We start from the raw sequence: 24008 nt of genomic DNA on the forward strand, positions 1-24008 counted from the left end.
GGCTCGACCGACAGGTGCCCCAAATCGGGCAGGCTCCGTCGCACGTTGCTTCGTCACGGTGGGGAAGACAATTTCCGTGAGCGTCGCCAACGTAAGCGACGTTCATGCAGCAGACATACCCAGTCCAACTTTGTGAAGAGGTATACAGCCGCCAGAAGAAGCAACTGCGAGAGAACGAAATAGAGACCGAAATAGGCCCTGCCAAGATCCGTGTCCAGATAGCGCGAGCCCAACTGAGCCAGATGCGTCCACACAAAATAGCTGATGAGGCGTCCTGCAAAGAACGGCAGCCCAATCGTCCAAAGCCGCATCCCGGTGAGGCCGCAGGCAATAAAGAGATAGTTCGAGGGGAATGGACTGAAGGCATAAGCAAGCATGAAGCCCACCGTCAAGCTTTTGCGGCGCTCCAGCCACTGACCAACGACATCGATGTTCCGCCTGTCATCCTCACGCATCCAGCGCTGGCGCACCAGTGCAAAGGCCATCTGAGCCAAAACCAGACGGCCGGTCGTCGCTGCACATGCCGCTGCAAGCGCCAGAAGGGCGGGGTTTGCCTCCGGCAGCGAAAAGCCCACCCATGACATTACCATCCATGTCGGCGGGGCAAAGGCTGGCATCAGATTCAAGCCAAAGATCACGGCTATCAGGACAAGCAAGTCTGCGATGTCGCTCATCCTTGCCCTCCCAAGACAAAATAAAGCTCATCCTCTTGCGCGCAATGCAGTCGCAAGACGGCATCGAGTCCATAGAGGAGCCTCTGTAATTCCCGCACGCTCATCTGGTCCGGTCCGCCCGACGGCAAGTTGGCAACGATCCTGTCCAGCAACCGGGTTACCCTGAAGATCTCGCGATGCATGCCGCTCAGCGCCGCGAGCGGATCATCGCCACCAAGCAGGCGCGCCATGCCAGGATAGAGCTGCGTATCGTCCCGACGCTCATGCGGAACCAGAACCTGATTCAGTGTCTGGCTGAGCTTCGTCAGTTCCGCGGCAGCCTTCTCGGCCGTCAACCGTGGCAATGCGTCGGCCAGAGCCTGAACCCGGTCGAGGATGGGCTCGAGCTGCGCGTGTTCGGCCTTCAAGCGCTCGACGTCCACTGACGGCAGGCGCGGCGTGCCCTCTCCCTTCTCCGCCCTGAGAACCCTCAATGCATTGACAATGACCAGGACATCGATTGCTTCCTGCAGCATGGCACCGGCCAACGGCGGCAAATAGCCGAACAGCGCCGCAGCCATTGCCACCAGGGACAAGGCCATCCCCACGCCGACACTCTGGATCGCAATGCGGCGGGCACGCCGCGCGATGCGTACGGCATCGACCAGACGATCGAGCCGATCCACCAGCACAACTACGTCTGCCGCCTCGGCGGACGCCGCCGCACCGCGCGCGCCCATGGCGACGCCAACATCCGCGGCAGCTAGTGCCGGCGCATCGTTGACACCATCACCCACCATGATTACTGTCCCATTGGCGCGGGCATCGTGGATGGCCGAGAGCTTGTCGCCGGGCGTCTGGGCGGCGTATACCTCGGTAACACCAAGCATGCCGCCGACCGATTCCGCCACGTCCTGGCGGTCCCCCGTCAACATCGCCTGCCGGACAATGCCCTCCTGTCGCAAGAGACGGAGCGCGCGTGGCGTCTCCATGCGAATACGGTCTACCATCTGGAGTGCCCCGATGACCCTCCCGTCCGCCCCCACGAATACCGCCGACGCACCCTCGTAGCCGAGCCGCTCCAGGAACTTCGTGCACCAGGCCGGGACTTCGCCCCCGTCCAGCACGTAAGCAGGCGATCCGACCGTGATCGCGCGTCCGTCCACGACACCTCTGACCCCGGCCCCCGGGGTTTCCACCACTTGGCTCGGAGGCTGTAGCGAAATGCCTCGCTCGCGGCTCGCAAGCGTGACCGCTTCTGAAATCACGTGGTTCGAGGCCTGTGCCAGCGAACCGGCAAGCCTCAGTACCTCTTCTGGCTCATGCCCCTGCGCGCACGCAACATCCACCAGGCGTGCGTGCCCGCCTGTCAGCGTACCTGTCTTATCGAAGAACAGGATGCTGGCCACAGCGAGCTTCTCAAGCGCGCCACCGCCTTTGACAAGTACGCCCCGCCGCGCGCAACGGGACATGCCGGAAACAATGGCCACCGGCACTGCCAGAATTAGCGGACAGGGCGTGGCCACGACCAGAACAGCGAGGCAGCGCACAGGATCACCGCTGACAATCCAACCCGCAGCAGCTAGAAGCACCGTCACGAACACAAAGGCAAGTGCGTACCGGTCTGCCAAGCGGGCGGACGGACTACGTTCCGCCCGTGCTTTCCCGATCATTCGAACAATGCCGGCAAAGGTACTGCGCTCGGCGGAGGCGCTCGCGACCATCTCAAAGGCGGCGCCCACGTTCAGCACACCGCTGCAGACCGCATCCCCGGCCACCCGGCGTTGCACCACGGATTCGCCCGTGAGGGCTGATTCATCCAGTTCTACCGGAACGCTCGGGGTGCCATCGACCGGTACGAGTTCCCCATGGCGGACTAACAACCGGTCCCCCGCCTGAATAGTCTCAAGGCCGACCTGCCGCCATTGGCCGTCCTGAAAACGATGGGCCACCTTCGCCGCATGGCTGAGAAGCGCGGTCATTTCCCTTTGCGCGCGGGCCTCCGCGAAGCTTTCCAGCGCACGACCACTGGCTAGCATCAGTGCGATGACAGCAGCCACGAGAAACTGGCCCATGCCTAGGGAGAAGCCAATTGACAGGAACGCCAGGATATCTACACCCTGCTGCCTCCTTAGCGCGGCGCGGACGATCGCTGCACTCAGTGCAACCAAGATCGGCACGACGCCCAACAGCCAGATGACATGGATGGCCGCCGCCGACAGGTAATTCCACCGGCTTGCCAACAAGCCAGCACTCAGCGTCACGACGGAGTTGACAAGCAATGCAGTATTGAGGAAGCGAGAGCCGAAGCGCATGTCTGCACCTAGGGAGAAATGCACCTGATTATCTCTGTGAGAACAAATCGCAAGTGTTCCTCATGCCAGTTCCGCCAAGTGCATTTTGTCGATTGACCACAAGACGTCATGCCATATCGACCGGATCAACGTGCGTCATGACGTTGAGGACATCTTTTCGGCTCATCACTCGATCAGCGAGGCGGCAGTCTCGAAACGCTGGTGCCCATAGTGATAGGCTTGGCTTGGCGGCTTCTTGCTATGGTGGCTGGCATATAGGACAACGAAGTCTGAAACCAGATCCGAAAGGGAATGAATCGCATCGGCCACCAGCGCTTGGGAGCCAGCAAAGATTCCGGCGGCAACTTGGGCTAGTGTCAGGCCGATATTGACCGCGACGCTCACGAACGTGCTTCGTTTTGCCGCAGCATGACTGCCTGGCATTTCGTCCGCTGCAGGATTCGATCCATCTTGCTTTTGCATTGACAGTGCCATGTGATTCGACGAAAAGCCGAACATTAGAGCCTGCGGACACGTGAGATTTCCAGTCATTAGCTACTGGCAGTGCCGGCCTTCACCAGAAGGACGGGGCATGGGGCGTGAGCAATGACGCGGCCCGTTACAGAACCGACGATAGCATCAAGGAACGCGCCACGGCCGTGAGTGCCCATCACGATCGCGGCCGCATCGACAGAGCGTGCAAACTCCACAATGCGCTCTGGGGCAAAACCCATCAAAGCGTGCTGTTCGAAGGGAACACCCGCTGCGATCAGGATCTCAGCGGCAGAGCGCATTGTCCGGCCACTCTCGTCCGAGTGCCATGCTGCAAGGTCAGCGGCGCTGATGTAGGACTTCACCTCTCCCGACACGTCTGGCATGCAGTGAACCAGGTGTACGAGCAAGGGTCCCTTCAGTAATTTCCCGGCAGCCACACACTGTGCCGCTGCATCGCTGTACGTTGAGCCATCGGCCGCGAGGACAATTTGCATCACTTTCTCCTTGAATAGCAAAGACGGCGACGATCGTATGTTGCGCCGCAGGGTATCCCGAAACGCGACGGATCATAGGCCTGTGCGACGCTCTTCTCACAAGTCACATGGTCATGTTCGTAAGGTAGGTGATGAACCATTCACGGATTTGGGCTGGATCAAAGAAGCTGTAAGCGCAGGAGCTGCGCTATACGGCCCAGCCGTCATGAAGAGATCCGCGTATGCTATTGGCGAGCTACGCCTGTGAGGTGACCGTCGTGATATCCGTCCGATTCGGATGCGGCGGATGACGTCCTGCGCCCTCGCTCCGCCGCATCACTGTTCTCCGCGGCATACATGAGCTAGCCGAACTTCGGGAAAGCTGCGGCGGCGCCTGGCCCGAGGAAGGGCGTCGCCATTGTGATTTACTTTCGGCCGTTCATCTTTTGATGTCGTTGTTACCTATCGCTGTCGACGGGGAGCAGACGACACTCGCGGCGTTACCGGCTCTGCGCTGGATCAAATCGAAGGTTGGACCACGGCCTAGAGTTTGTATAGGGATCGGCTCGTTGAGAGTCTGGGATTATTCAGTGGCGACTGGAAGCCCTTATGTCGACACCCCGAAATTTTGCTTCGACGAGGTTTGTGGGGCGATTTGAGGGATCAGGAAATCGTTTTGGACGACGCGCTAGCCATCCAAACGTATCTGCTCATCGAAGATCCCGACCCAGTAGGGTAACTGTACTAAAAGGAATAGGAGGTGGCCGATGTTGGCGACAATACTCTCACTGGCTTTTTTCCTTTCAGTCCTGACTACCGCGATTTCGCTTGATTCGCATCAGAGGCACGGCAACGATCCGTCGAGTCCGAGCCAAGAGCAACTTCATTCCCTCTTGAAAAAATGCCGACAAAAACAGGATCCCATCGATCCTGCTGCGGGCTTCGCACATGGCTGGGTTCCGTACGAACACTTCGCAAGTGTCGAGCCGTTCATTGAAGATTACGAAGATTACCGGAACGTGGATGGCTGTGATGCGTACCTAAATGATGAGCAAAAGGAGAGCGGTGGCCGCAATGCAACCGTCTCGCCGTCTAGCCATGCCACTAATCAGCAGTTGTGAAACAGCAAAAACTCCTGGATACGAAAAACTATTTGTTAAAGAGGGCAACAACTCTTCCCAACCTCGCGTCTGCCCAAGCCCGTGGTTCTTTGCTCGCCATCCTGCAGCCCTTCAGTTGCGAAGGAGCACCAGGGAAACCTTGTTGACCAGTGGATTCGTTTGCCGCCATGTTGGTTGGCTGTGCAATCTCGTCCTTCTTCGGTCAATTCTCCGACCGTCGACGATGAACGTGCCGTCGCGAACCGCGTGGACCATGCGGTTTTCCTTGCGTGCTGTATCGCTCCACCCAGGCGTTTAGCATTCGGTTCGTTTGGCGTTCATTGGGGCAGCCCCGCGCCTGTCTTGATCCGGAACCAGTAGCTCACCGCGACTTCGCCGGAGTTTGCCCTTGAACCGGCCGGGCTATCAGGGTGTCGCTGCCGGCCGGCATGGCGGGGAAGCGCAACAGAAGATCGACGGCCGCACTGTTCGCTGTCACCGCAATGCTCCGGCTGAAGATTGAGCCGCCGTACCGGATAACCGCCCGATAGGCGCCTTGCGGCAAGTTCAGATACAAGTAGGGTCCCTCGCTCAGCACGAGCAGCACAATCTCGCGCCGCGCATTGAACAGCGTGACCGTGACATCTGACAAAGCACTGTTGTCATTGCTATCGACAAAGTGCATGCGGACATTGAACTGCTGGGCCATGCCGCGGATGGTGGCAGCTTCATCGAGGCCGACGCCGCCCGAGATGTAGGAAATACCGTTCAATTGCCTGAGCTTCAGCGTACCTGCCTGCGAAGGGACCGCTGCATCATTGGCAGCGGCCAGCGCTGGGGTGGACAGGATCAGGAAGCAGATTGCCATGAAAGCGCGCATCGGACACTCCTCGCTTGACGTCATCCTATAAGCCGGCACAGTGACGCGGACAGACCGACGGCCTGTGCCATGCATTGCAGCCTAGTCCGCCGGGGTTATCGCCTCTTGTCGTGGATCAACGCCACGGGATTCCTGTCAATCACTGGTAGCACGCAACGGCCAGGCACGGTGCGCGCAGGGCCGCAATGTCGCAGTTCCGCCGCGCTACTGTCAGATTTCGCTGACAAGCCGTCACTATCGTCCGACAGCGGGCGTTGTCCGAGGCGTACAAGAAGATCCGCTTCAGCCGTACAGCACTCTCGTCCGAGGCTGATATCGGGTAAGCGCCGCGCCAACCATACTCGAGGCATCCACACAGGCAAGCCGTGGTCTCGGATCTCCGGTCACCGTGATACCCACACCAGTAGCCTGCCAGGCGCACCAAAGAAGAGGGGCGTGCGATGAACAACGACGCGCAATACATCGAATCGGCAGCCTTTCTGACGGCACTGGTGGGAACGCTTGCGCCTGGCGCGCATCTCGTGACGCGTCGCCAAGGCTACATTCATCACGGCATCTATGCCGGCAACGGCGAGGTCATACACTATGTCGGATTCAAGGGACTCCTGCGCTGCGGCCCGGTCGAAAAGACCAGCTTGTCGGACTTCGCCAATGGCTATGGCCTCAGCGTCGAAACGAGCACGGCGGCGCAATATATCGGCGTGGAGATTGTCCGGCGAGCGACGTCACGGCTCGGTGAAAACGACTACCACCTCCTTACCAACAACTGCGAACACTTTTGCACGTGGTGTGTGTCTGGTCAGGGCCGCAGCCAACAAGTGGAGGCACTGATGACCAGGCCATGGCGTGCGGTCCAGGCGATCATCGGCATCCTCTTCGGAGCGCCCGCCCGCGCGGCAGCATAGCTGGCGCCAGCAGACTGCCAGCCGCTACACTGATAGGATCGTCAGGCAACGGCAGCGAGGAATCCCGTGGAAGACGCGGCATTGACAGCGGCATTGGTGAAGCCGGACGCCTACCCTCATTCGGTCGATGACGTGCGGGTCATCGAGACCCACATTTCGCGCGTGTTTCTTGCCGGTGACTTCGCTTACAAGGTCCGAAAGCCCGTGCGATTCGATTTCCTTGATTTCTCGACGGCACAAGCGCGCAGTGATGATTGCCAGACCGAGCTTCGGCTGAACCGGCGCGTGGCTCCCGCACTCTATCTCGATGTGGTCCCCATCGTTGTCGGGGACACGGCCCGATCCGTCAAGGTGGAAGGCGCGGGCGTCCCCCTCGAGTACGCCGTCAAGATGCGGCGCTTTGCGCAGCAGGACCTGTTCAGCGAGATGCTGACGGCGAACCGGTTGCAGGTCTCGCATATCGATGCCCTTGCCGTACGGCTGGCCCGGTTCCATCGTGATCAGCCTTGCGCTCGCCTGGAGCAGGGATATGGGACGCCGGCCCGTGTTCGTGCGACCCTCGACGAATGCCTCGGCGGTATCGAGCATCTCGACGACCGTTCCGGGCTATCGAAGGAGGTTTCCAGACTGGTTCGCACTCGCGCGGCCGCCCTTGGCGACGCGATACAGTCGCGCCTGCAGAGCGGTCATGTGCGCGAATGCCATGGCGACCTGCACCTGGGCAACATCGTATGGCTGGACGGCGAGCCAATGCCATTCGATTGCCTGGAGTTCGATCCGGGCCTGCGCTGGATCGACACCATCAGTGACGTGGCCTTTCCTTTCATGGACTTGCTCCATCAGGGGCGGCAAGATCTCGCATACCGCCTGCTCAACGCCTACCTGCAACATTCCGGCGACTACGCGGGGCTGAAGCTCTTGCCGCTCTATGTCGCCATGCGCGCGCTGGTGCGGGCACGCGTCATGCTTGAACGGGCGCATCAGCAAAGCAACACGTCGGACGCGTCGATGTCGGCCACACGCGTGGAATGCCGAAAACTGCTGGCCCTGGCATGGCGGGTCCTGGTCCGCCGCGCGGCCACGCTAGTGGTGATGCATGGCTTGTCAGGCAGCGGCAAGTCGACCGTCGCGGCGGAGATCTCGGAAACGGTGGCGATGGTGCGCGTGCGCTCGGACGTCGAGCGCCAGCGGCTGCGCCATGGCGCGGGGGCGACGGATGGTCGATATGACAGGAGGGAAACGGATCGCACCTATGAACGCCTGCGGGCCATTTGCCGCATTGGCTGCAGTGCGGGATTCGCGATGATTGCCGACGCCACGTTCCTGTCTTGCCGGCAGCGGGACCGCTTCATGGCGCTGGCGCGCCGTCTCGGCGTGCCGTTCTTCATTGTCCAGTGCGAAGCTCCCGTGGATACGCTGCGAACGCGTATCCTGGCACGGGCCCACTCAGGCCAGGATGCATCCGAGGCGGACTGCGCCACGCTGGCGTGGCAACTGCGCGTACAGGAGCCCCTGACCGAGGCCCAGGAGGCCTGTGCCGTTTCGGCAAGCCGGTTCATCCCCCCTTTCCTGCCGGCCTGACGTGCCGCAGCCTTCCCGCTTGCCTGCGGCCGTCATGCGCCGTGGGGGTCGATCTACCGTGCCATCATTCCGCGGTGCATTCCTGGGCCCGAACCCGCCCCCTTCGGCATACCCACGCCCTGGCCATCCGGCATCGACAGCATCATTTCTTGCATGAGCGCGACGTGCTGCTGCGTCGCGTCATAGCACATGCCTGGACCGCGGCCGCCGGAGTTTCCGGACGGGCCTGCGGTACGCGCCCGAGCGGACTCGTGCATCGTCGCCATGGCATCGCGCATCGCGGTGTCCCGTTCGGCCAGCAGCATGCGCCGCTCCTCATCGGAACTGGCGCGTGACAGCCGTTCGCGGATGGCGCGCAGATGCGCGATCTGCGCGTCGAGCAGTGCGGAGGCCTGCGATGCGGCCGCCGGTTCGTCCGGACGCTCCGGCGCGTGCTTGCCTTTGTACGTGGCGGGATCCGTTGCCGGTGCCGCGAACACGCCGGGTGTCCCGGCGGCGGCAACGGCGAGCGCGATGAGAAATGAAATGCAATGACGGCTTGCCATGATGGTTACTCCTTTTGACCCGAAACGGGCTTGTCGCCCTTCTGATTAACATAGGCCACTGCCTCCTCGGCAAATTGACCTGCCTCAATCAAGCCCGCGACGAGGTCCCGGGGCGTCGAGGTTGACGGTGTTGCTCCGGCGCGTTGCGCCAGCTCCGTAGGGCGCGATAGACGCGGCTTCGCCCACGGGGTCTGAGAACAACCCATAGCGGTCTCAATCCGGCACGCACAGGGGCAGGATGCCATCAACGCGAAGACCGACAGCCTGGCCCCCACCGGCTTCATCCGCCCCGGTCTTGACCAAGCGCAAGCCGCGGACAGCCCTGCCGGCTAGATTTTGAGGCAGGCAGCGCCGTCCAGATCCGCTCGGCGCATTCCACACTCACCGATGCGAGTCTTCCATGAACGACCTGAAGCGACTTCCGTACGAGCCCGTCAAAGGCCTGTTGCCACGCCCCGCCGTGGGCGTCAGCGAGCGCATCATCACGCTGCCCGAGCCGGACCGGACATCGGGCATGCCCCTGATGGGAACCCTCTGGCTGCGCAAGAGCACGCGTGAATTCGACCAGCAACCTTTGCCGCTGAAGCAACTCAGCGAATTGCTCTGGGCGGCCGCAGGCGTCAACCGCTCGCTCGGTGGTGGCCGTACCGCGCCATCGCCGTATGGTGAGACCGTGATTGACGTCTACGTCGCATTGCCCGCAGGCCTCTATCGCTATGACCCGGTGCACCATTGCCTGGAACTGAAGCGCGCTGCAGACTTGCGCAGCATGACTGGCTATCAGGATTTTGTCGGCATGGCGCCGCTTGACCTGGTCTTTGTGGCCAACCATGGCCGCATGCAGGACATGCCGCCCAGACTCCGCGAGACATTCTCGGCGGCGGCAGCCGGGGCCATGGCGGAGAACGCCTATCTGTACTGCGCATCGACAGGTCTTGGCGCTGTCGTACGTGGCTGGCTGAACCGACGGCTGCTCGCCGAGCATATGTCGCTGAACGAGGATGAGGAGCCGATCCTGTCGCAGACCATCGGGCGTGCTGCCTCGCATGTCATTACCAGTCAGGCATGACGCCCGGGATAGCCAACCCTTCTTTCAAGGAGAAACTGAGATGATCAAGAACAAGGGAAGCGCGGAGCAAATCCGCAATGAAATCCTGCGTCGCCTGACTGAAAATGCCGACCTTGGCGACGCTTGCCGCAATTCGGAGATTCCGCTGCCGCTACGCGTCGACCCCGGCACAAACAGCGGGTGCAACTGGCGCATTGAAGACTTCTCCGGCGTCAGGCCGGCATGCCAGGCTGCGGTCAGGGCCATTACCGCGGAGATGATGCGGGAGTACGATCTTCCCTGAACGCCTTCGATGTTATGCACCGTGCCGGGGGGCGCGTACAGAGGTGCGCGCCCCCTGTTCTATGTTGTTTGCGATATGCAAATCCAAGGCGAATCCTGGCGCCGTATCACGGGCCGCGTCGGGCCTATCCGTCATCGGAGGACCAAATGCCAGAACATGAAAGGTCGTATAAGGGATTCCGGATTGTGATTGTCATGCCCGACGCCATGGTACCGGACGCGTCAAGCTCACACGGTCGCGTCCAGATCAGTAGGCCCGGCCAGGACATCGGTGTGCACACGGCGGTGCGCTTCACGCCAGACTGGAGTCATTCGCCGGCAACGCCGCAGGAAGTGGAGAGCTGGCTATTCGCCTATGCGGCCGGCGCCATCGACTGCGAACTGGCGGGCGGCTTCGGTATGGATCTCAGCCACGAATGAGCATGCCTGGCGAGGGTCCTTGCTGCGACTTGCGCTTCCGCCTTTCGCAAGGACGCTACGTGCCCCTCCCCTTCTCTGCCGCGGCGAAATATCGAGCGAACCATAGGGCCGCAAGCCGCCCTACCTGTTCGAGCGCACCCGGCTCTTCGAACAGGTGGGTCGCCCCGGGAACCACTTCCAGTCGCTTCTCACAAGTTATCCACGCTGCCGCGCGGGCATTGAGGTTGACGACGCCCGGGTCGGCTTCCCCTACGATCATCAGCAGCGGCGATGCGAGGCGGCAGAGCGCGTCATGACCAGCCAGGTCAACACGGCCGCCCCTGGACACCACGGCGTCGATGCGCCTATGCGCCGGCGTCGCCGCCGCGGCACGCACGGCAGCGGCCGCGGCGGTGCTCGCCCCGAAGTAACCAAGGCGAAGAGGAGACTGCCCTGTCAGGCGTTCGATCGATTCCGTCGCAGCGCTGAGCCTGTCACTCAGCAGCGCAATATCGAAACGCCGCGTCAGGCCAATATCCTCTTCCGGCGTCAACAGGTCGAACAGCAAGGTACCGATTTCTGCATCATGCAGAATAGACGCTACCAGACGGTTGCGCGGGCTATGGCGCGAACTGCCGCTGCCGTGAGCGAACAGGACAATCCCGTGGGGTGCGTCAGGCAAGGCCAGTTCCCCCGGAAGGACCACGTCATCCGCGTGGATCATTACCTGCTGCACAGTGACGAGTTTCATTCGCGCCCCCTTCTTCTTCGGGTGCTCCGATCAATCCCGGTGCCAGATCACATGCAGTTCGGTTTCCGCATGGTCGTAGTCGATTGTCAGCTTGCCGCGGTAAGCGTGATGGATGGCATTGCCGATATTGCGCGCCAGGTGCACGCCGGTGGTCGCGATAGCAGTACCCTGCTCGTCCGATTCGATTGACATCAGCCGCTCCATCGGATGCTGCGCGCGCAACGCGTGGCAGACGGAACACGTCGCCACGATTGGCGCGGCGGCCGGCTGCTGGTAGCGGTCGGTAATGTGCTCGACGGGAAACGGACTCCACCAAACGGGTCGGACTTTCACGAACTGTGCGCGGACTTTCATGTTGGCTCCTCGTTGACGGGATCCTCCAGCGCGCCTGACCGCGGTCGTGCCGGTGAAGATGGCGCACCAGGCTGCGTGCGGCACCTTGTTTCGCATTGGCAGCGGCCACTGGCCGCATAGGGATAAGCTATGCGCCCGGCCAGGCCGCGACTTAAGCTGGATCAAAGGAAATGCACAGGGACCACCGCGAACACAGCGAAGGCCGCCTGCGGCGTTCGTGACGTCGTCGCGCAGCGCCGCCCTTGCGTTACATCAACGCGCGCGCCGCCATGGCACCTACGGTAGAGCCGTTGCCTACCTGGATCACGATGCGGGATACGCCATGCCTGACAAAACACTTATCTTCCACCAGAGCGCGCGGCGCGAGATGCTTCACGGAGTGGAATTGCTGGCCCGGGCCGTCAAGGTCACGCTGGGACCGGGCGGGCGCAATGTCATCGTGGAGCGCCGCGACATGGTGCCCCTTGTCGCCAATTCCGGGGTGGTGGTAGCCAAGTCCGTCTCGCTGCCCGACCCGTTCGCCGATATGGGCGCCCGACTGCTCTGCGAAGCAGCGGTCCGAACCAGCGAGATCGCCGGCGACGGCACCACGACTGCGACGACCCTTGCCCACGCCATCGTGGCGGAAGGCGTGAAGTACGTCGAGGCCGGACACGACCCGATGCAACTCAAACGAGGCATCGAAGCGGCCGGCAAGCTGGTCTCGGAGCATTTGCTGGCCAGTGCGAAGCCGTGCGGCGGTACTGACGAAATGAGGCAGATTGCGACCATCTCGGCCAGCGGCGACCATACTGTCGGAACGCTGGTCGCTCAGGCGGTGGAACACGTGGGCAAGGACGGCGCCATCAGCGTCGAGGACGGTTCCAAGCTCGACGACGAACTTGATATTGCCGAGGGCGCACTGATCGACCGGGGCTACCTGTCTCCACTGTTCGCGACCACGGAGAGCCGCGCTGTCGTGCTCGAATCTCCGCTGGTGCTCCTTTGCGACGCAAGTATCTCGTCGATCGCACAGTTGCTGCCGATCCTGGAAGCGGTAACGCGGGCGGGCCGGTCGTTGCTGGTCATCGCCAATGATGTGGAAGGCGAAGCGCTGGCAACGCTGGTCGTCAACAACCTGCGCGGCGCACTGAAGAGTTGCGCGGTAAAGTCCCCGGGCTTTGGCGAGTCGCGCACCGAGCAACTGGGGGATCTCGCTGCGCTTACCGGTGCAACCGTGGTGTCGCCGCAGACGGGCACATCCCTCGAGCATGTCGGACTGGAGCAACTGGGCGAGGCACGGCGCGTGGAAATCAACAGGGACGCGACGACGCTGGTGGGCTCCGGCGCCGATGCCTCTCGCGTGGCGGCGCGCATCGCCGTACTGCGCGGCCGGGTGCCCGACGCACGCTCGGACTACGACCGCGAGGGGCTGCAGCGCCGCATCGCCCGGCTGACGGGCGGCGTCGCCGTCATCAAGGTCGGCGCGGCAACGGAGAGCGCATTGCACGAGCGCAAGAACCGGTTCCAGGACGCCCTGCATGCTACGCGCGCCGCGGTGGACGAGGGCATTGTCGCAGGCGGAGGCGTGGCGCTGCTGCGTGCCCGCACCGTGCTGCAGGACTGGCAAGCGCCAAACGCGGAACAGGCTGCCGGCGCACGCATCGTCCACGCGGCGCTGGCGGCGCCAATGCGGCAGATCGTCGCGAATGCCGGAGCGGACGCCGATGCGGTCGTGCATCGGGTATGCGAGACGTCCGGCACGCTCGGCTACGATGCCGGGGGCGAGCGCTTTGGCGACATGCTCGAACTCGGCGTGATCGACCCGGTCAAGGTCGTGCGCACCGCGCTGCAGAATGCCGTATCCATTGCGTCATTGCTGCTCACGACCGACTGCATGATTGCGATCGAGCGCAACCCTCACGGCTCTGCGGAGAACGCTGCCGCGGGGGCCCGCATGTTCGGGGAAGAGTTCTAAGCCAGGCGGCGCGCCGCGGACAGGCTTCTCGCGTCAGAGATTGACCTGGATGTTGTTCTCCACGGAAACGACGCCAGGCGCGGCCCATGCAGCGTTATACGCGGCCTCACGTTCGGCCCAGGTACGCAGGCTTCCGCCCAGCTTGACGTCCCCCTGCGAGACTGCCACGGTTACGTGACTGGCGTCCAGTTCGGCCTGGCGCTGGATGGCATCCTTGATGCGTTGCTCCATCTCGGCCGGGTTGACTAATGGACGCACTGCGATGGCGTTGCTGACGCCTGTCACCCCGAAGAGTCCCGCCACCGCATGCTCGGCCACGATGCGCTGGTAGTTCCAGTCGACATCGCCCGTCAGCGTAATCACGCCATGCTCGACCATGATTCGGACCCGGTCACTCGGCACCATCGATTGCCAGCCCAGGACATTGGCGGCTGCGCGCGCAATGTCGCTGTCGGTGCGCCGCGCTTCGTCCGGCAAGCGCACGTCTAGCTCGACGGCCAGCGCCTTGACGCCTGGAATCCGCTTGACTGCAGCTTCGGCGGCGTACTTTTCGGAAAAGCTGCGCAAGTGGCCCGTAAGCGTCACTACGCTGTCCTGCACCTCCACCCCGATACCGCTTGCATTGACCGCAGGGTCCCAGTTCAGTTCTTCGATCACGTCCTGTTTCAGTTGGATATCGCCTTTCATGAGTTCCTCGCTCGTCGATGATCAGGGGAATGCCCCGGCATCTCACCCAGCGTTGCCGCCTTGGCCTTCCCCTGACTCAGCGTATGCGGTAGCGTCTGATATCCGTTGATATGCGTCAACGAGCCGGCGGCGCGGACTCCCAGCCTGCTCCCAGGGCAAGGAACAACGCCGCGGTGTCCTGCAGCCGCTGGGTGTGAGCCTGGATATAGCCGATCGTCGCCTGCTGGTACTGAGCATTGGCGACGAGGAGCTGCAGGTATCCCGCCGTGCCGGCCCGGTAGTTGGCCTGCACCTCGGTCATCAACTCGCCGGCCGCCCGCCGCGCGCGGTCCTGCGCATCCACCGTGAGCGCGTCATGTTCGAGCGCACGCAGTGCATCGGCCACCTGGGCAAAGGCCCCCAGCACGACTCGCCGGTAGTTGGCCTGTGCCGCCTCGAACTGCGCTTGTGCGGCGCGGCGTTTGAAGTACAGCGTGCCGCCCTGGAACACCGGCGCAAAGGCGGCCGCCGCGATGCCCCAGACGCCGCCGCCGGCACTCAGCAAGTTGCCGGGCTGTACGCCTTCGCGGCCATAACTCGCACTCAGGACAATGTTCGGGAGCATGGCAGCCGTTGCCACGCCGACTTGAGCCGCGGCCACGTGCAGTTCTGCCTGCGCGGCGAGCACGTCTGGCCTGTGCCGGACAAGCTCGGAAGGCAGCATGCGCGGCAACTCGGACGGCAACACCAGCGAATCGAGCGCAAGGACCAGTGGCTCCGCCTCGGACGGGAAGCGGCCGCCCAGCGTCGCGCCGAGGTGATCCGCCTGATCCATGCGTTGCGCCAGGGGAGGAAGAGTTGCTTCCAGCGAGCCAAGCTGGCTCAGCAGGCTCAGTTCGCTGGCGTGGGTCGCCATGCCGGCGCTTACCTGCGCGCGCGTGACGTCGACTTGCTCGCGCACGATTTTCACCAGCGTATCCGTGGCAGCGATCTGGGCGGCGTAGCCGGCGCGCGCGATCGCGGTATTGACCAGTGTGCCGCTCAGCGTAAGCCAGGCCGCACCCACGGCGTAGCGCTGCACTTCCGCTTGCGCCGCCAGGGCTTCCACCGCCCGACGGTTGCCACCGAACAGGTCCATGGCGTAGCTGATCGTGGCGCTCAGCGTGAAGACATTGAAGATGCCGGGCGGAACGCTGCTTCCCAACCGGACGGGCGTCGTCGCCTGTCGCGACGCCTGCGCCTGTGCCGCAACCTGCGGATAGAACACGCCGGCGCCGGAACGCACTGCCGCGTCGGCCTGCCGCAGGTTCGCTTCGGCGATCTGCAGGCTGGGATTCCCGGCCAACGCCTCATTTACGGCCTGGTCCAGCTCCGCACTGCCAAACATGCGCCACCATTCGGCTGGCACAGTCGCGCCGGCAGCAAAGTGCTGGGCCCGTCCGTCGCCGGCGGGCGTGCTGCTGCCGTCCCCACCCCAAACATACTGTGAAACGGCAGGGTCCTCAGGCGGTACAAAGTCGGGCCCCACCGCGCAACCGCAAAGCGCCACGGCAAGCATGGCCATCGGAGGAATCCGCATAGGCCAATGCCCCCTCACGGAGTGCCGCCCAGATAAACATCGACCAATTGCCCCGGGTAGATCGGCGGCTGCGCAGGAGGCCTGAAGCGGAAGATCACCGGCAGGACGCGTACGTCGACCCGTTCCGCCCTCTGGTCAGAGAGCTGGATCTTCGGCGTCAGGTAAGGCTGCACCCGGACATATTCCAGCGCGATGCTGGTGTCCGTGCCGCGCACGAACATGCGGGCCTGCATGCCGCGGCCCGGTTTCAGCCGGTGCACGAGGATCTCGTCGACATAGACGCGAACCCCGAGCCAGTCCTGCCGGCTGCTCAGCACGGCAACAGGCTGGCTTCCCTGCGTATATGTGTTGTACGTCCCTTGAGGCGATACATAGGCACCGGCAGCCGAATTGACCGAAAGCACCACACCGTCCATCGGCGCGCGCACGACATACTTGCGCAGCAAGGCGTCCGCGGCGTCGGCCGCCTTTCGCAGCGCATCGCGCTGCTTCTCCTGGTTGCGTATGTCGAACGTCCACGCACCGGCGCGCGTCAGCGCAAGCTGCCGACTGGCTACCACCAGGCCGCTGCGCGCGACATGCACGGCGTTGGCGGCATTGTCCATGGCATCCTGGCTGACGGACCTGGCGTCGAACTCCCGCGACTTGCGCAGCTTGTCGTACTGGTCTTCCACGGTCTTGAGACTTGCCGCTGCGGCATCGGCCTGCGCCTTCGCGACTTCAAGCGTCTCCTTTCGCGGCTGCGCCAGCAATTGCGCGAGCTGTGCCTCGGCGGCGTCTGCCTGCGCACTCTGTTGCGCTGCCAGCGCGCGCTGCACCGAGTCGTCAATGGCCAGCAACTCATCGCCGCGCTTGACGGTCTGGCCTTCATGCACGGCGATACGCAGTACCGTTCCCGCCACCTCGGGGTAGACGTTGACGTTGGCGCCGCTGTCCTGCTCGCTTTCCACGATACCGTTAGCATAAATGCCACTGCGATAGGGATTGGCGGCCGGCTGGAACACCGGCGGAAGCGGCGGCTTCTGCTGGGCATAAATAATCGCGGCGGCGACGCCGACCAGCGCGCCCAACGCCGATACCAGAAAAAGCCAGCGGTTTTTCTTCACTGTGCGGCCCCAATTTCTATCGCCTTCAGCCGCCCATCCTCCATGTCCAGGATGCGTGAGGCCATATCGAGAATGCGCGCATCGTGCGTCACGATGACAATGCAGCGACGCTCGCTGAGGATTTCCTTGCGGATGAAACTCATGATCGTGCGGCCGGTCTCCCCATCCAGCGACGCGGTGGGTTCGTCGAGAATCAGGATGTCTGGCTGGCTGACGATCGCGCGCGCGATCGCGACACGTTGCTGTTCGCCGCCGCTGAGCTTGACGGGGTGCAACTGTGCCCGGTTCTCCAGGCCGACAATCTGCAGATACTTGCGCGCTTCTGACAGGGCCTCATCCCAGCGGTACCGGCGCAAGACCAGCGGAATGGCGACGTTCTCCAACGTGGTAAGGCGCGGAAACAGGTGATAGTCCTGGAACACGAACCCGACCTTGGCGAGGCGGAAGGCGGCCAGTTCGTCATCGTCCAGATTCCACACATCGACACCGTCCATCAGCACGCGCCCGCTATCCGGCCGCAGGATGCCGGAGATGACGCTGAGCAGCGTCGTCTTGCCGCTGCCGGAGGGGCCGACAATGAACAGCATCTCGCCGAAGTAGGCGTCGAAGCTCACCTCGCGCAACGCGTGGGTGCGAGCTCCTCCCTCGCCAAACCATTTTTCGATGCGCTGCGCCGAGATGGCGACGTGTGCCATGATCACGCCCGGAAAATATCGAACGGCTCGATGTGCAGCACCTTGCGTACACCGATATAGCCCGAGATGCCGGCGATCACGATCACCATGGCCAGCGCGAGCCCGAGGTTGTAGAAGGTGATTACTGCCGCGTAGTTAGGGATTCGCAACCGCACCAGGGCTATCAGGACCGCACACAGGCCGATGCCGAGTCCATAGCCTGTCAGCGACACGAAGGTCGCCTGGAACAGGATCATCGCCACCAGTTCGTGCCCCTTGGCACCGATGGCTTTGAGGGCGCCGAACTTCTCCAGGTTCTCGACGATGAAGGTGTAGAAGGTCTGTCCCGAGATCGACAGTCCGACGATGAAGCTGATGACCGTCATGAGCAGAATATTGGTGCCCAGGCCCGTCTGGTACTTGTAGAAATCGGCGATGCGGTCGACAAACTGCGCCTTCGTCAGCGCGATATAGCCCAGTCGGCTGACGGCTTGCTGGATCCGCAAGGTGTCCTCCGGCGCCTTTGGCTCCACCAGGATGTAAGAGACAGTGTAGCGGGCCGTTGGCAGGTACTGGATCGCGCGCCGGTACGTGGTGTAGAGGGTGGGTACGCCAAACAGCCCGCTGGTCGATACCTCGGCCAGTCCGACGATCACGCCGCGATGGTCGTTGATTTCGAACGTGGTGCCGACGTCGGGATTCTCGAGCTTGCGAAACTCGGCGTCCTTCACGACAAGAAAGGCGTTCTCGGCAAAGATATCTTCGATGCTACCGCGAACGACGCGCGGACGGCCGAACAGGCTGGTGTCGTCGATGCCGATCACCGTCACGGGCTGATAGCTCCCGCTCTGAAGACGTACCAGCGCCCCGCCCGAATATAGTGGCACCGCAAAGCGTACACCGTCGATGCTTCGCACGGCGTCCAGCACATAGTCCGGCATCCCGATGGTGTTTGCCACTGTGTTGACAGCCGGATCCATGACCCAGATGCTGGCGCCGATGTTGAAAACGGTCGATGACGAACGGTTCAGGACCCCGGCAAACAGCGAGGTCATCTCGATCATGAGGAATACCGAGAAAGTGATGCCGACTAGCAGACCGGTGAACTTGGCGCGGTCGTTGACCAGCAGCTTGTAAGCCAGCAGCAGGACGCCCGGAATCGCCGCGCGTTGCGGCGCGTCCGGGGAATGGTGAGAGGGATCGACGTCATTGGCCGGCATGTTTCCGTCTCAGCGCGCGTTCAGGCGGGCAATGACCTGAGCCCTGGTCGTGTCTGCAACGGCATGGCGTTCGGCCCAGCGATGCCCCTGCGCGATGGCAATGCGAATCGCCATGCCTTCACCGTAACCCTGTTCCAGCAGCGCATTGGCTATCGCGATAGCCTTCTCCCTCACCTGTGGTGGAAGGTTCTTCATCGAGTTCGGGAAGTAACCGGAATTCCACGGCATCGCGCCACCCTGCTCAATCGGGAAGATGGGCGCCAGCGCCTCACCTTCCCGTTGCGCTCAGGACAATTCCAGATCGTCCACCACAGCGCCAACCCCGGGCGCGGACCACGCCGCGCCGACTGCGGCCAGTCGTTGCGCGCGTGAATCCACGCGGCCAGCCAGCGTCACCGTGCCATCTCTCATCGATACACTGATGTGCTTCGCTTCACGCTCGGCATGCCGGCGCAATGCGGCTTCGATGCGTTCGACCACATCGTCGGGGGCAGGGCGTACCCGCATCTTGATCTGGTTTGTGACACCCGTCACGCCGCGTAGTTGCGACACGGTACGCTCGGCAAGCTTGCGCTGGTAACCCCACTCCACCTCGCCGGATAAGGTTACCCGGCCGTTCTCGACGCGTAGCTTGATCGCGTCGTCAGGCACGTGGACATGCCATTGCAGTGCGTCCCGTGCGGCGATGGCAATCGCCTCGTCGCTGAATTCGCCGGTGGGCCGGACATCAAGATTCACCACTACCGCGCGCACGCCCGAGACCTTTTCCGCAGCGTGCTCGGCGGCAAGCTTCTCGGCATAGCTGGGCAGGTGGCCGCTGAGCGTTACGACGCCCTCGCGCACCTCTACGCCAATGGCTGCCGCATCGATGGCGGGATCCCAGTCCAGCTCTTCCGTGACTTCCTTCTTGAGTTGAAGATCAGTTTTCATCGAAACATCTCACAACATGGTGTTGCGGAACGGCATTCGACGCGCCTGTGCGGCAACGGCGTCCGCCACGCCTGCAAGGTTCAGACATGAAGCGCCGATTGGGTATGGCCGGAGCGCTCACGCTCCTGCTCATTGCGAATGATCGTGGAGAGCATGCCCCACTCTGCCGCCATGGCGCCAACAATGTCGTCCATAGAAATCACTCCGATGAGCGCTTCACCATCGAGCACGCCAAGCCGGCGCACGCCATGCGAGAACATCAACTGCATCGCATCGGCAACACCATTGTGGCGCCCGATAGTGACCAGGCCGGGCGTCATGACGTCCCCCACCTGATTGGTGCAAGGGTCTGCCCCGGCCGCGGTGCTGCAAAGGACGATATCCCGATCGGTCAGCACGCCAGCGACGCGCGTGCCTGCCGCCGTTGCTTCCGTGACGATCAATGAGCCCACATGCTGGTCACGCATTTGCACTGCGGCTTCCTGCAATGTGCAGGAAAGGGGAATATGGACAGGTTCACGCGTACAAAGCTCGTCGATTCGCATTGCCGTACTCCGTTGCAGACATGGCTTCACTTCACGGCAATCCGCTGTTGCGGCGATGATTCCTTCTTGGGAAGCACCACGCGCAGCACACCGTTGTCGTAGCTGGCCTCGACCTTGCCTTCGTCGATGCTGGCGTCCAGCGTAAAGGCACGCTGCATCGAGCCGCTGTAGCGCTCGCGCCGGATCACGCGCTCCCCCTCTTTTTGCTCCGAAGACTTCTCCACCTTTGCGCTGATCATCACCGTGCCGCGGTCTACGGATACGTCGATGTCCTCCTTCTTCACGCCGGGCAGCTCCGCGGCCAGGGTGTAGGCGCTGTCCGATTCCGACACATCGACCTTGAATGCCAGGCCGTTATCCGCAGTCCCGCGGAATGAGCGCAGCATGCCCTGCAGCATGTCGCTGATGGGTTCGACAGAGAACGGATCGTAGTGCCTGAGGTTGTTCATGGTGATCTCCTTAAAGACAAGAACAGGACCGGAAAGGCCGGCTGCTTCCAGATTGGCAGTTGAGCGCCGCGGGCGTTTGTTCTGCATCAAGATCGCTGCATCGACTTCGATGCGGCGCTGGAGCGACTTTGCCGAAGTCGGAATCCTCCGCGACGCTGTCAGGTAAATCTGACAAGGCAGGCTTCAAGCCTGACACGAGTCTCAGCCCCGCCTGATTTCGAAAGGCGCGGCCGGCGACGATACTGCGGACATGAGCAACCGCACCCAACTCCACGACCTGACTGTCTACATCCTCGAGCACGCGGGTCCGATCAGGACGCGGCAACTGCGTTTGCTCAAGGCTGTCGCCGGCATGCAAGTTGTCGGAACGGGTACGGATGCCGAAGCCGACTTGCCGACACTCGAGGCGCTTCGTCCCGATGTCGTGCTGGTCGGGCTGCGCACCGGGCAATCGTTAAGGCCAGTCCGGTTGCTGACAGCAACACTGCCGGGTAGCACGTTGATCGTGCTGTCCAACAGCGGGTCTGCGCTGATGCGCAAGGCCTGCCTGGGGGCCGGCGGAAGCTACTGCTTCGACAAGACGCTGGAAGTCGACGAACTGCGCACCGCTCTGCTGGAGATCTCCGGCGCAGCCCATAGAAGCAGCGAACCATAGAAGTACCGGGCTCTCGGGGCTGGCAACGTGCCCCTGACAGCACCGCCATCTGGAGACAACGATGTTCGGAACTAGCGATTCGCCTTCGACCGACCTCGAACACAACGCGATCAGCCCCTCCCTTGACTGCCATGCAAGGCTGCCCACACAGAACGCACCAAAGCCGGGTGCCCAGTGCTCCACCTGCATGCTCCGGCACATATGCATGGCGTCCAACCTCGACGAGACGGACGTAGTGCGCCTGAGCAGCGTGGTGAGGAACTGGAAGATGGTCAGGCAAGGGCAAGCGCTCTACCGCGCGGGGGATCCGTTCCAGAGCATCTACGCGCTGCGTTCGGGCTCTGTCAAGACCGTGCTCTCCCACCCGAGCGGGCGCGAATGCGTTTCCGGCTTCTTCCTTCCCGGCGAAACGCTTGGCCTTGACGGCATTTCGACAGAGGTCCACACCTGCGACGCCATTGCCCTGGAAGACAGCGCCGTCTGCGTGATCCCGTTCCACCTGCTGGAAGCCCTCTGCCGCGAAGTCAAATCGCTGCAGCAGCAGGTCCACAAGATGATGAGCGCCGAAATCGTCCGCGAGACCGGACAGATGATGCTGCTCGGCAACCTCACGGCGGAACAACGCGTGGCAGCCTTCCTGCTCAACATCTCGCGTCGCCTGCAGCGCAGAGGCTATTCGCCGACTTCCTTCACGTTGCGCATGACGCGCGAGGACATCGGCAGCTATCTGGGCATGACCCTGGAGACCGCGAGCCGCACGCTGTCCCGCTTCCAGCAGGAAGGACTGATTCGGGTACAGGGAAAGCAGATCGAACTGCTGAATCTTGAGGCGCTTGATCTGCGATAAGTCAATGACCTTACCCATGCCGATCGGCGGGGATAGCGCGATGCTGGCCAACGAGCTGATTTTTGCTGCCGGAGAAGGCCAGGGATCCGAGCCGCTGACCTTCAAGCCGCTCGGCATCGACACCTGGCAGGAGCATGTCATCTACCTCCACCCCGACTGCCCCGTGTGCCGAGCCGAAGGCTTCGCCGCGCAGGCACGGGTGCAGGTGCGGATCGGCGACGCCAGCATCATTGCCACGCTCAACCTGGTTGGCGCGCCATTGCTTGATACCGCAGAGGCCAGTCTATCCGCCAGCGCTGCGCAGGCGCTGGCAGCGCGCGCCGGCGATATGGTGACGGTCACTCACGCACCGGCGCTGGAATCTGTACGCGCCTTGCGCGCGAAGATCTACGGCCGTCGGCTTGACGGCGAACAGATCGAGTCGATCGTCAGCGATATTTCGACGGGACGGTACCCGGATGTGTATATCTCCGCATTCCTTGCCGCGTGTGCAGACGGGCGCATGAACCGTCGGGAAACCGTGGAGCTGACGCGGGCCATGGTCCATTCGGGCGAGCGACTGGCATGGGGTGAAGCCATCGTTGCCGACAAGCACTGCATCGGCGGCTTGCCCGGCAACCGCACAACGCCGATTGTCGTGGCAATCGCAGCGGCAGGAGGCCTGATCTTGCCGAAGACGTCTTCCCGGGCGATCACCTCTCCAGCCGGCACCGCAGACACGATGGAGACATTGACCCGTGTGGCGCTCAGTGCAGCGGAACTGCGCCACGTCGTGGAGCGAGTCGGGGCGTCGCTGGTCTGGGGCGGCGCGCTGAACCTGAGTCCGGCCGACGATATCCTGATCCGCGTGGAACGCGCGCTCGATATCGACAGCGACGCGCAGCTTGTTGCCTCCATCCTGTCCAAGAAGGTTGCGGCTGGCTCGACGCACGTGCTGATCGATGTGCCCGTGGGCCCCACTGCCAAGGTGCGCGAGGACAGAGACCTGGAGCGGCTCGAAGCCGCGATGCGGCATGTGGCGGAGGTGTTCGGCCTGCACATCCTGATGGTCAGGACCGACGGGATCCAGCCGGTCGGCAAGGGCATCGGCCCCGCGCTGGAGGCGCGCGACGTCCTGGCGGTACTCCAGCGCACGGTGGCGGCGCCGTCCGACCTGCGCGAGCGCTCGGTCATGCTCGCTGGCGCCCTGCTGGAGTTCTGCGAAGCAGCCCCAAAGGGCACAGGCGAAAAAGCCGCCGGCCAGCTACTCGACAGCGGCGCCGCCTGGCGCAAGTTCGAGGCGATTTGCGAAGCGCAGGGCGGCTTGCGCGTGCCGGGCGAAGCCATCTTTCGCCGCGACATCGTCGCTCCCCACCCGGGCCGGGTGATCGCCATCGACAACCGCCACATCGCCCGCACGGCAAAGCTGGCTGGCGCACCGATGCGGCAGGTGGCGGGCCTCGAGATGCGGGTACGGGTCAACGACGAAGTCCGCGCCGGACAGCCGCTGTTCACGGTCCATGCGCAGGCCTCGGGCGAGCTCGATTACTCGTGCAGCTATGCGCTGGCACACCCTGCGGTCTCCATCGAACCGCACTGAGAAGAGCACGCATGCGTGGG

General features: G+C 62.9%; 26 protein-coding genes and 1 pseudogene. 10 read left to right on the plus strand and 17 right to left on the minus strand.

Going from position 1 to position 24008, the window contains the following annotated elements; translation table 11 throughout:
• Window positions 1-53: 53 nt before the first annotated feature.
• The 4 genes and pseudogenes from ACIGJB_RS07950 to ACIGJB_RS07965 all read right to left on the minus strand — a co-directional run bounded on the left by ACIGJB_RS07950 (window position 54) and on the right by ACIGJB_RS07965 (window position 3936).
• Window positions 54-665 (minus strand): hypothetical protein, encoded by a 612-nt coding sequence (locus ACIGJB_RS07950; protein WP_483732279.1) that lies wholly within the window; start codon window positions 663-665, stop codon window positions 54-56.
• 5 nt (window positions 666-670) lie between these two features.
• Complete coding sequence (locus ACIGJB_RS07955; RefSeq protein ID WP_483732144.1) at window positions 671-2968, minus strand: heavy metal translocating P-type ATPase; 2298 nt, start codon at window positions 2966-2968, stop codon at window positions 671-673.
• Window positions 2969-3139: 171 nt separating this feature from the next.
• A pseudogene (locus tag ACIGJB_RS07960) lies at window positions 3140-3430 on the minus strand (cation diffusion facilitator family transporter); the annotation flags it as partial.
• Window positions 3431-3498: 68 nt separating this feature from the next.
• Entirely contained in the window at window positions 3499-3936 is a 438-nt protein-coding gene (locus tag ACIGJB_RS07965) for a universal stress protein (protein ID WP_483732145.1), read from the minus strand.
• Between the two features lie 746 nt (window positions 3937-4682).
• Here ACIGJB_RS07965 and ACIGJB_RS07970 point away from each other — a divergent pair.
• Window positions 4683-5036, plus strand: a complete 354-nt coding sequence (locus tag ACIGJB_RS07970) for a hypothetical protein (RefSeq protein ID WP_483732146.1) — start codon at window positions 4683-4685, stop codon at window positions 5034-5036.
• Window positions 5037-5397: 361 nt separating this feature from the next.
• Here the strand turns inward: ACIGJB_RS07970 and ACIGJB_RS07975 are convergent, their stop codons facing one another.
• Window positions 5398-5895: a carboxypeptidase regulatory-like domain-containing protein gene (locus ACIGJB_RS07975; protein WP_483732147.1), complete on the minus strand. Its 498-nt coding sequence runs from the start codon at window positions 5893-5895 to the stop codon at window positions 5398-5400.
• A gap of 440 nt (window positions 5896-6335) precedes the next feature.
• Here ACIGJB_RS07975 and ACIGJB_RS07980 point away from each other — a divergent pair, with 440 nt between their 5' ends.
• Both ACIGJB_RS07980 and ACIGJB_RS07985 read left to right on the plus strand, forming a co-directional pair.
• Window positions 6336-6800 (plus strand): lecithin retinol acyltransferase family protein, encoded by a 465-nt coding sequence (locus tag ACIGJB_RS07980; protein ID WP_483732148.1) that lies wholly within the window; start codon window positions 6336-6338, stop codon window positions 6798-6800.
• A gap of 66 nt (window positions 6801-6866) precedes the next feature.
• A complete protein-coding gene (locus tag ACIGJB_RS07985; RefSeq protein WP_483732149.1) occupies window positions 6867-8381 on the plus strand; it encodes a bifunctional aminoglycoside phosphotransferase/ATP-binding protein in 1515 nt (504 codons plus the stop codon).
• Between the two features lie 53 nt (window positions 8382-8434).
• On the opposite strand, the gene ACIGJB_RS07990 is transcribed toward ACIGJB_RS07985, so the two are convergent.
• Entirely contained in the window at window positions 8435-8926 is a 492-nt protein-coding gene (locus tag ACIGJB_RS07990; protein WP_483732150.1) for a hypothetical protein, read from the minus strand.
• Between the two features lie 400 nt (window positions 8927-9326).
• On the opposite strand from ACIGJB_RS07990, the gene ACIGJB_RS07995 reads away from it, so the two are divergent.
• The 3 genes from ACIGJB_RS07995 (at window position 9327) to ACIGJB_RS08005 (ending at window position 10697) form a co-directional block, all read left to right on the plus strand.
• Entirely contained in the window at window positions 9327-9995 is a 669-nt protein-coding gene (locus ACIGJB_RS07995) for a SagB/ThcOx family dehydrogenase (protein ID WP_483732151.1), read from the plus strand.
• Between the two features lie 40 nt (window positions 9996-10035).
• Window positions 10036-10278 (plus strand): hypothetical protein, encoded by a 243-nt coding sequence (locus ACIGJB_RS08000; protein ID WP_483732152.1) that lies wholly within the window; start codon window positions 10036-10038, stop codon window positions 10276-10278.
• 146 nt (window positions 10279-10424) lie between these two features.
• Window positions 10425-10697 carry a hypothetical protein gene (locus tag ACIGJB_RS08005; protein WP_483732153.1) on the plus strand — a complete coding sequence of 91 codons (273 nt, stop codon included), beginning with the start codon at window positions 10425-10427 and terminating at the stop codon, window positions 10695-10697.
• Between the two features lie 55 nt (window positions 10698-10752).
• Here the strand turns inward: ACIGJB_RS08005 and ACIGJB_RS08010 are convergent, their stop codons facing one another.
• Both ACIGJB_RS08010 and ACIGJB_RS08015 read right to left on the minus strand, forming a co-directional pair.
• A complete protein-coding gene (locus ACIGJB_RS08010; RefSeq protein ID WP_483732154.1) occupies window positions 10753-11427 on the minus strand; it encodes a dienelactone hydrolase family protein in 675 nt (224 codons plus the stop codon).
• Window positions 11428-11457: 30 nt separating this feature from the next.
• The gene (locus ACIGJB_RS08015) at window positions 11458-11781 is read right to left on the minus strand and encodes a hypothetical protein (protein ID WP_483732155.1); all 324 of its coding nucleotides are present in this window, start codon (window positions 11779-11781) and stop codon (window positions 11458-11460) included.
• 322 nt (window positions 11782-12103) lie between these two features.
• Here ACIGJB_RS08015 and groL point away from each other — a divergent pair, with 322 nt between their 5' ends.
• Window positions 12104-13738, plus strand: a complete 1635-nt coding sequence (gene groL, locus ACIGJB_RS08020) for a chaperonin GroEL (RefSeq protein WP_483732156.1) — start codon at window positions 12104-12106, stop codon at window positions 13736-13738.
• A 33-nt stretch (window positions 13739-13771) separates the two neighbouring features.
• Here groL and ACIGJB_RS08025 read toward each other — a convergent pair whose 3' ends face one another.
• The 9 genes from ACIGJB_RS08025 to ACIGJB_RS08065 all read right to left on the minus strand — a co-directional run bounded on the left by ACIGJB_RS08025 (window position 13772) and on the right by ACIGJB_RS08065 (window position 20907).
• The gene (locus ACIGJB_RS08025) at window positions 13772-14425 is read right to left on the minus strand and encodes a BON domain-containing protein (RefSeq protein ID WP_483732157.1); all 654 of its coding nucleotides are present in this window, start codon (window positions 14423-14425) and stop codon (window positions 13772-13774) included.
• A 115-nt stretch (window positions 14426-14540) separates the two neighbouring features.
• The gene (locus ACIGJB_RS08030) at window positions 14541-15983 is read right to left on the minus strand and encodes an efflux transporter outer membrane subunit (protein ID WP_483732158.1); all 1443 of its coding nucleotides are present in this window, start codon (window positions 15981-15983) and stop codon (window positions 14541-14543) included.
• 14 nt (window positions 15984-15997) lie between these two features.
• On the minus strand, window positions 15998-17089 hold the full coding sequence (locus tag ACIGJB_RS08035; protein ID WP_483732159.1) for an HlyD family secretion protein: 1092 nt from the start codon (window positions 17087-17089) through the stop codon (window positions 15998-16000).
• Window positions 17086-17784 carry an ABC transporter ATP-binding protein gene (locus ACIGJB_RS08040; RefSeq protein WP_483732160.1) on the minus strand — a complete coding sequence of 233 codons (699 nt, stop codon included), beginning with the start codon at window positions 17782-17784 and terminating at the stop codon, window positions 17086-17088. Before ACIGJB_RS08040 ends, ACIGJB_RS08035 begins: the two co-directional genes overlap by 4 nt.
• A gap of 2 nt (window positions 17785-17786) precedes the next feature.
• Window positions 17787-18923 carry an ABC transporter permease gene (locus tag ACIGJB_RS08045; protein WP_483732280.1) on the minus strand — a complete coding sequence of 379 codons (1137 nt, stop codon included), beginning with the start codon at window positions 18921-18923 and terminating at the stop codon, window positions 17787-17789.
• A 69-nt stretch (window positions 18924-18992) separates the two neighbouring features.
• Entirely contained in the window at window positions 18993-19211 is a 219-nt protein-coding gene (locus ACIGJB_RS08050) for a DUF2188 domain-containing protein (RefSeq protein WP_483732161.1), read from the minus strand.
• 57 nt (window positions 19212-19268) lie between these two features.
• A complete protein-coding gene (locus ACIGJB_RS08055; RefSeq protein WP_483732162.1) occupies window positions 19269-19913 on the minus strand; it encodes a BON domain-containing protein in 645 nt (214 codons plus the stop codon).
• A gap of 80 nt (window positions 19914-19993) precedes the next feature.
• Window positions 19994-20458: a CBS domain-containing protein gene (locus tag ACIGJB_RS08060; RefSeq protein WP_483732163.1), complete on the minus strand. Its 465-nt coding sequence runs from the start codon at window positions 20456-20458 to the stop codon at window positions 19994-19996.
• A gap of 26 nt (window positions 20459-20484) precedes the next feature.
• Entirely contained in the window at window positions 20485-20907 is a 423-nt protein-coding gene (locus ACIGJB_RS08065) for an Hsp20/alpha crystallin family protein (protein ID WP_483732164.1), read from the minus strand.
• Between the two features lie 250 nt (window positions 20908-21157).
• On the opposite strand from ACIGJB_RS08065, the gene ACIGJB_RS08070 reads away from it, so the two are divergent.
• From ACIGJB_RS08070 to ACIGJB_RS08080, 3 genes are all read left to right on the plus strand, one after another.
• The gene (locus ACIGJB_RS08070; protein WP_483732165.1) at window positions 21158-21562 is read left to right on the plus strand and encodes a response regulator; all 405 of its coding nucleotides are present in this window, start codon (window positions 21158-21160) and stop codon (window positions 21560-21562) included.
• A gap of 61 nt (window positions 21563-21623) precedes the next feature.
• Window positions 21624-22409 carry a helix-turn-helix domain-containing protein gene (locus ACIGJB_RS08075; protein WP_483732166.1) on the plus strand — a complete coding sequence of 262 codons (786 nt, stop codon included), beginning with the start codon at window positions 21624-21626 and terminating at the stop codon, window positions 22407-22409.
• A 40-nt stretch (window positions 22410-22449) separates the two neighbouring features.
• Window positions 22450-23988 carry a thymidine phosphorylase family protein gene (locus tag ACIGJB_RS08080; RefSeq protein ID WP_483732281.1) on the plus strand — a complete coding sequence of 513 codons (1539 nt, stop codon included), beginning with the start codon at window positions 22450-22452 and terminating at the stop codon, window positions 23986-23988.
• The last annotated feature ends 20 nt before the right edge of the window (window positions 23989-24008 follow it).

The organism is Cupriavidus sp. C2SS-8b (assembly GCF_057073745.1).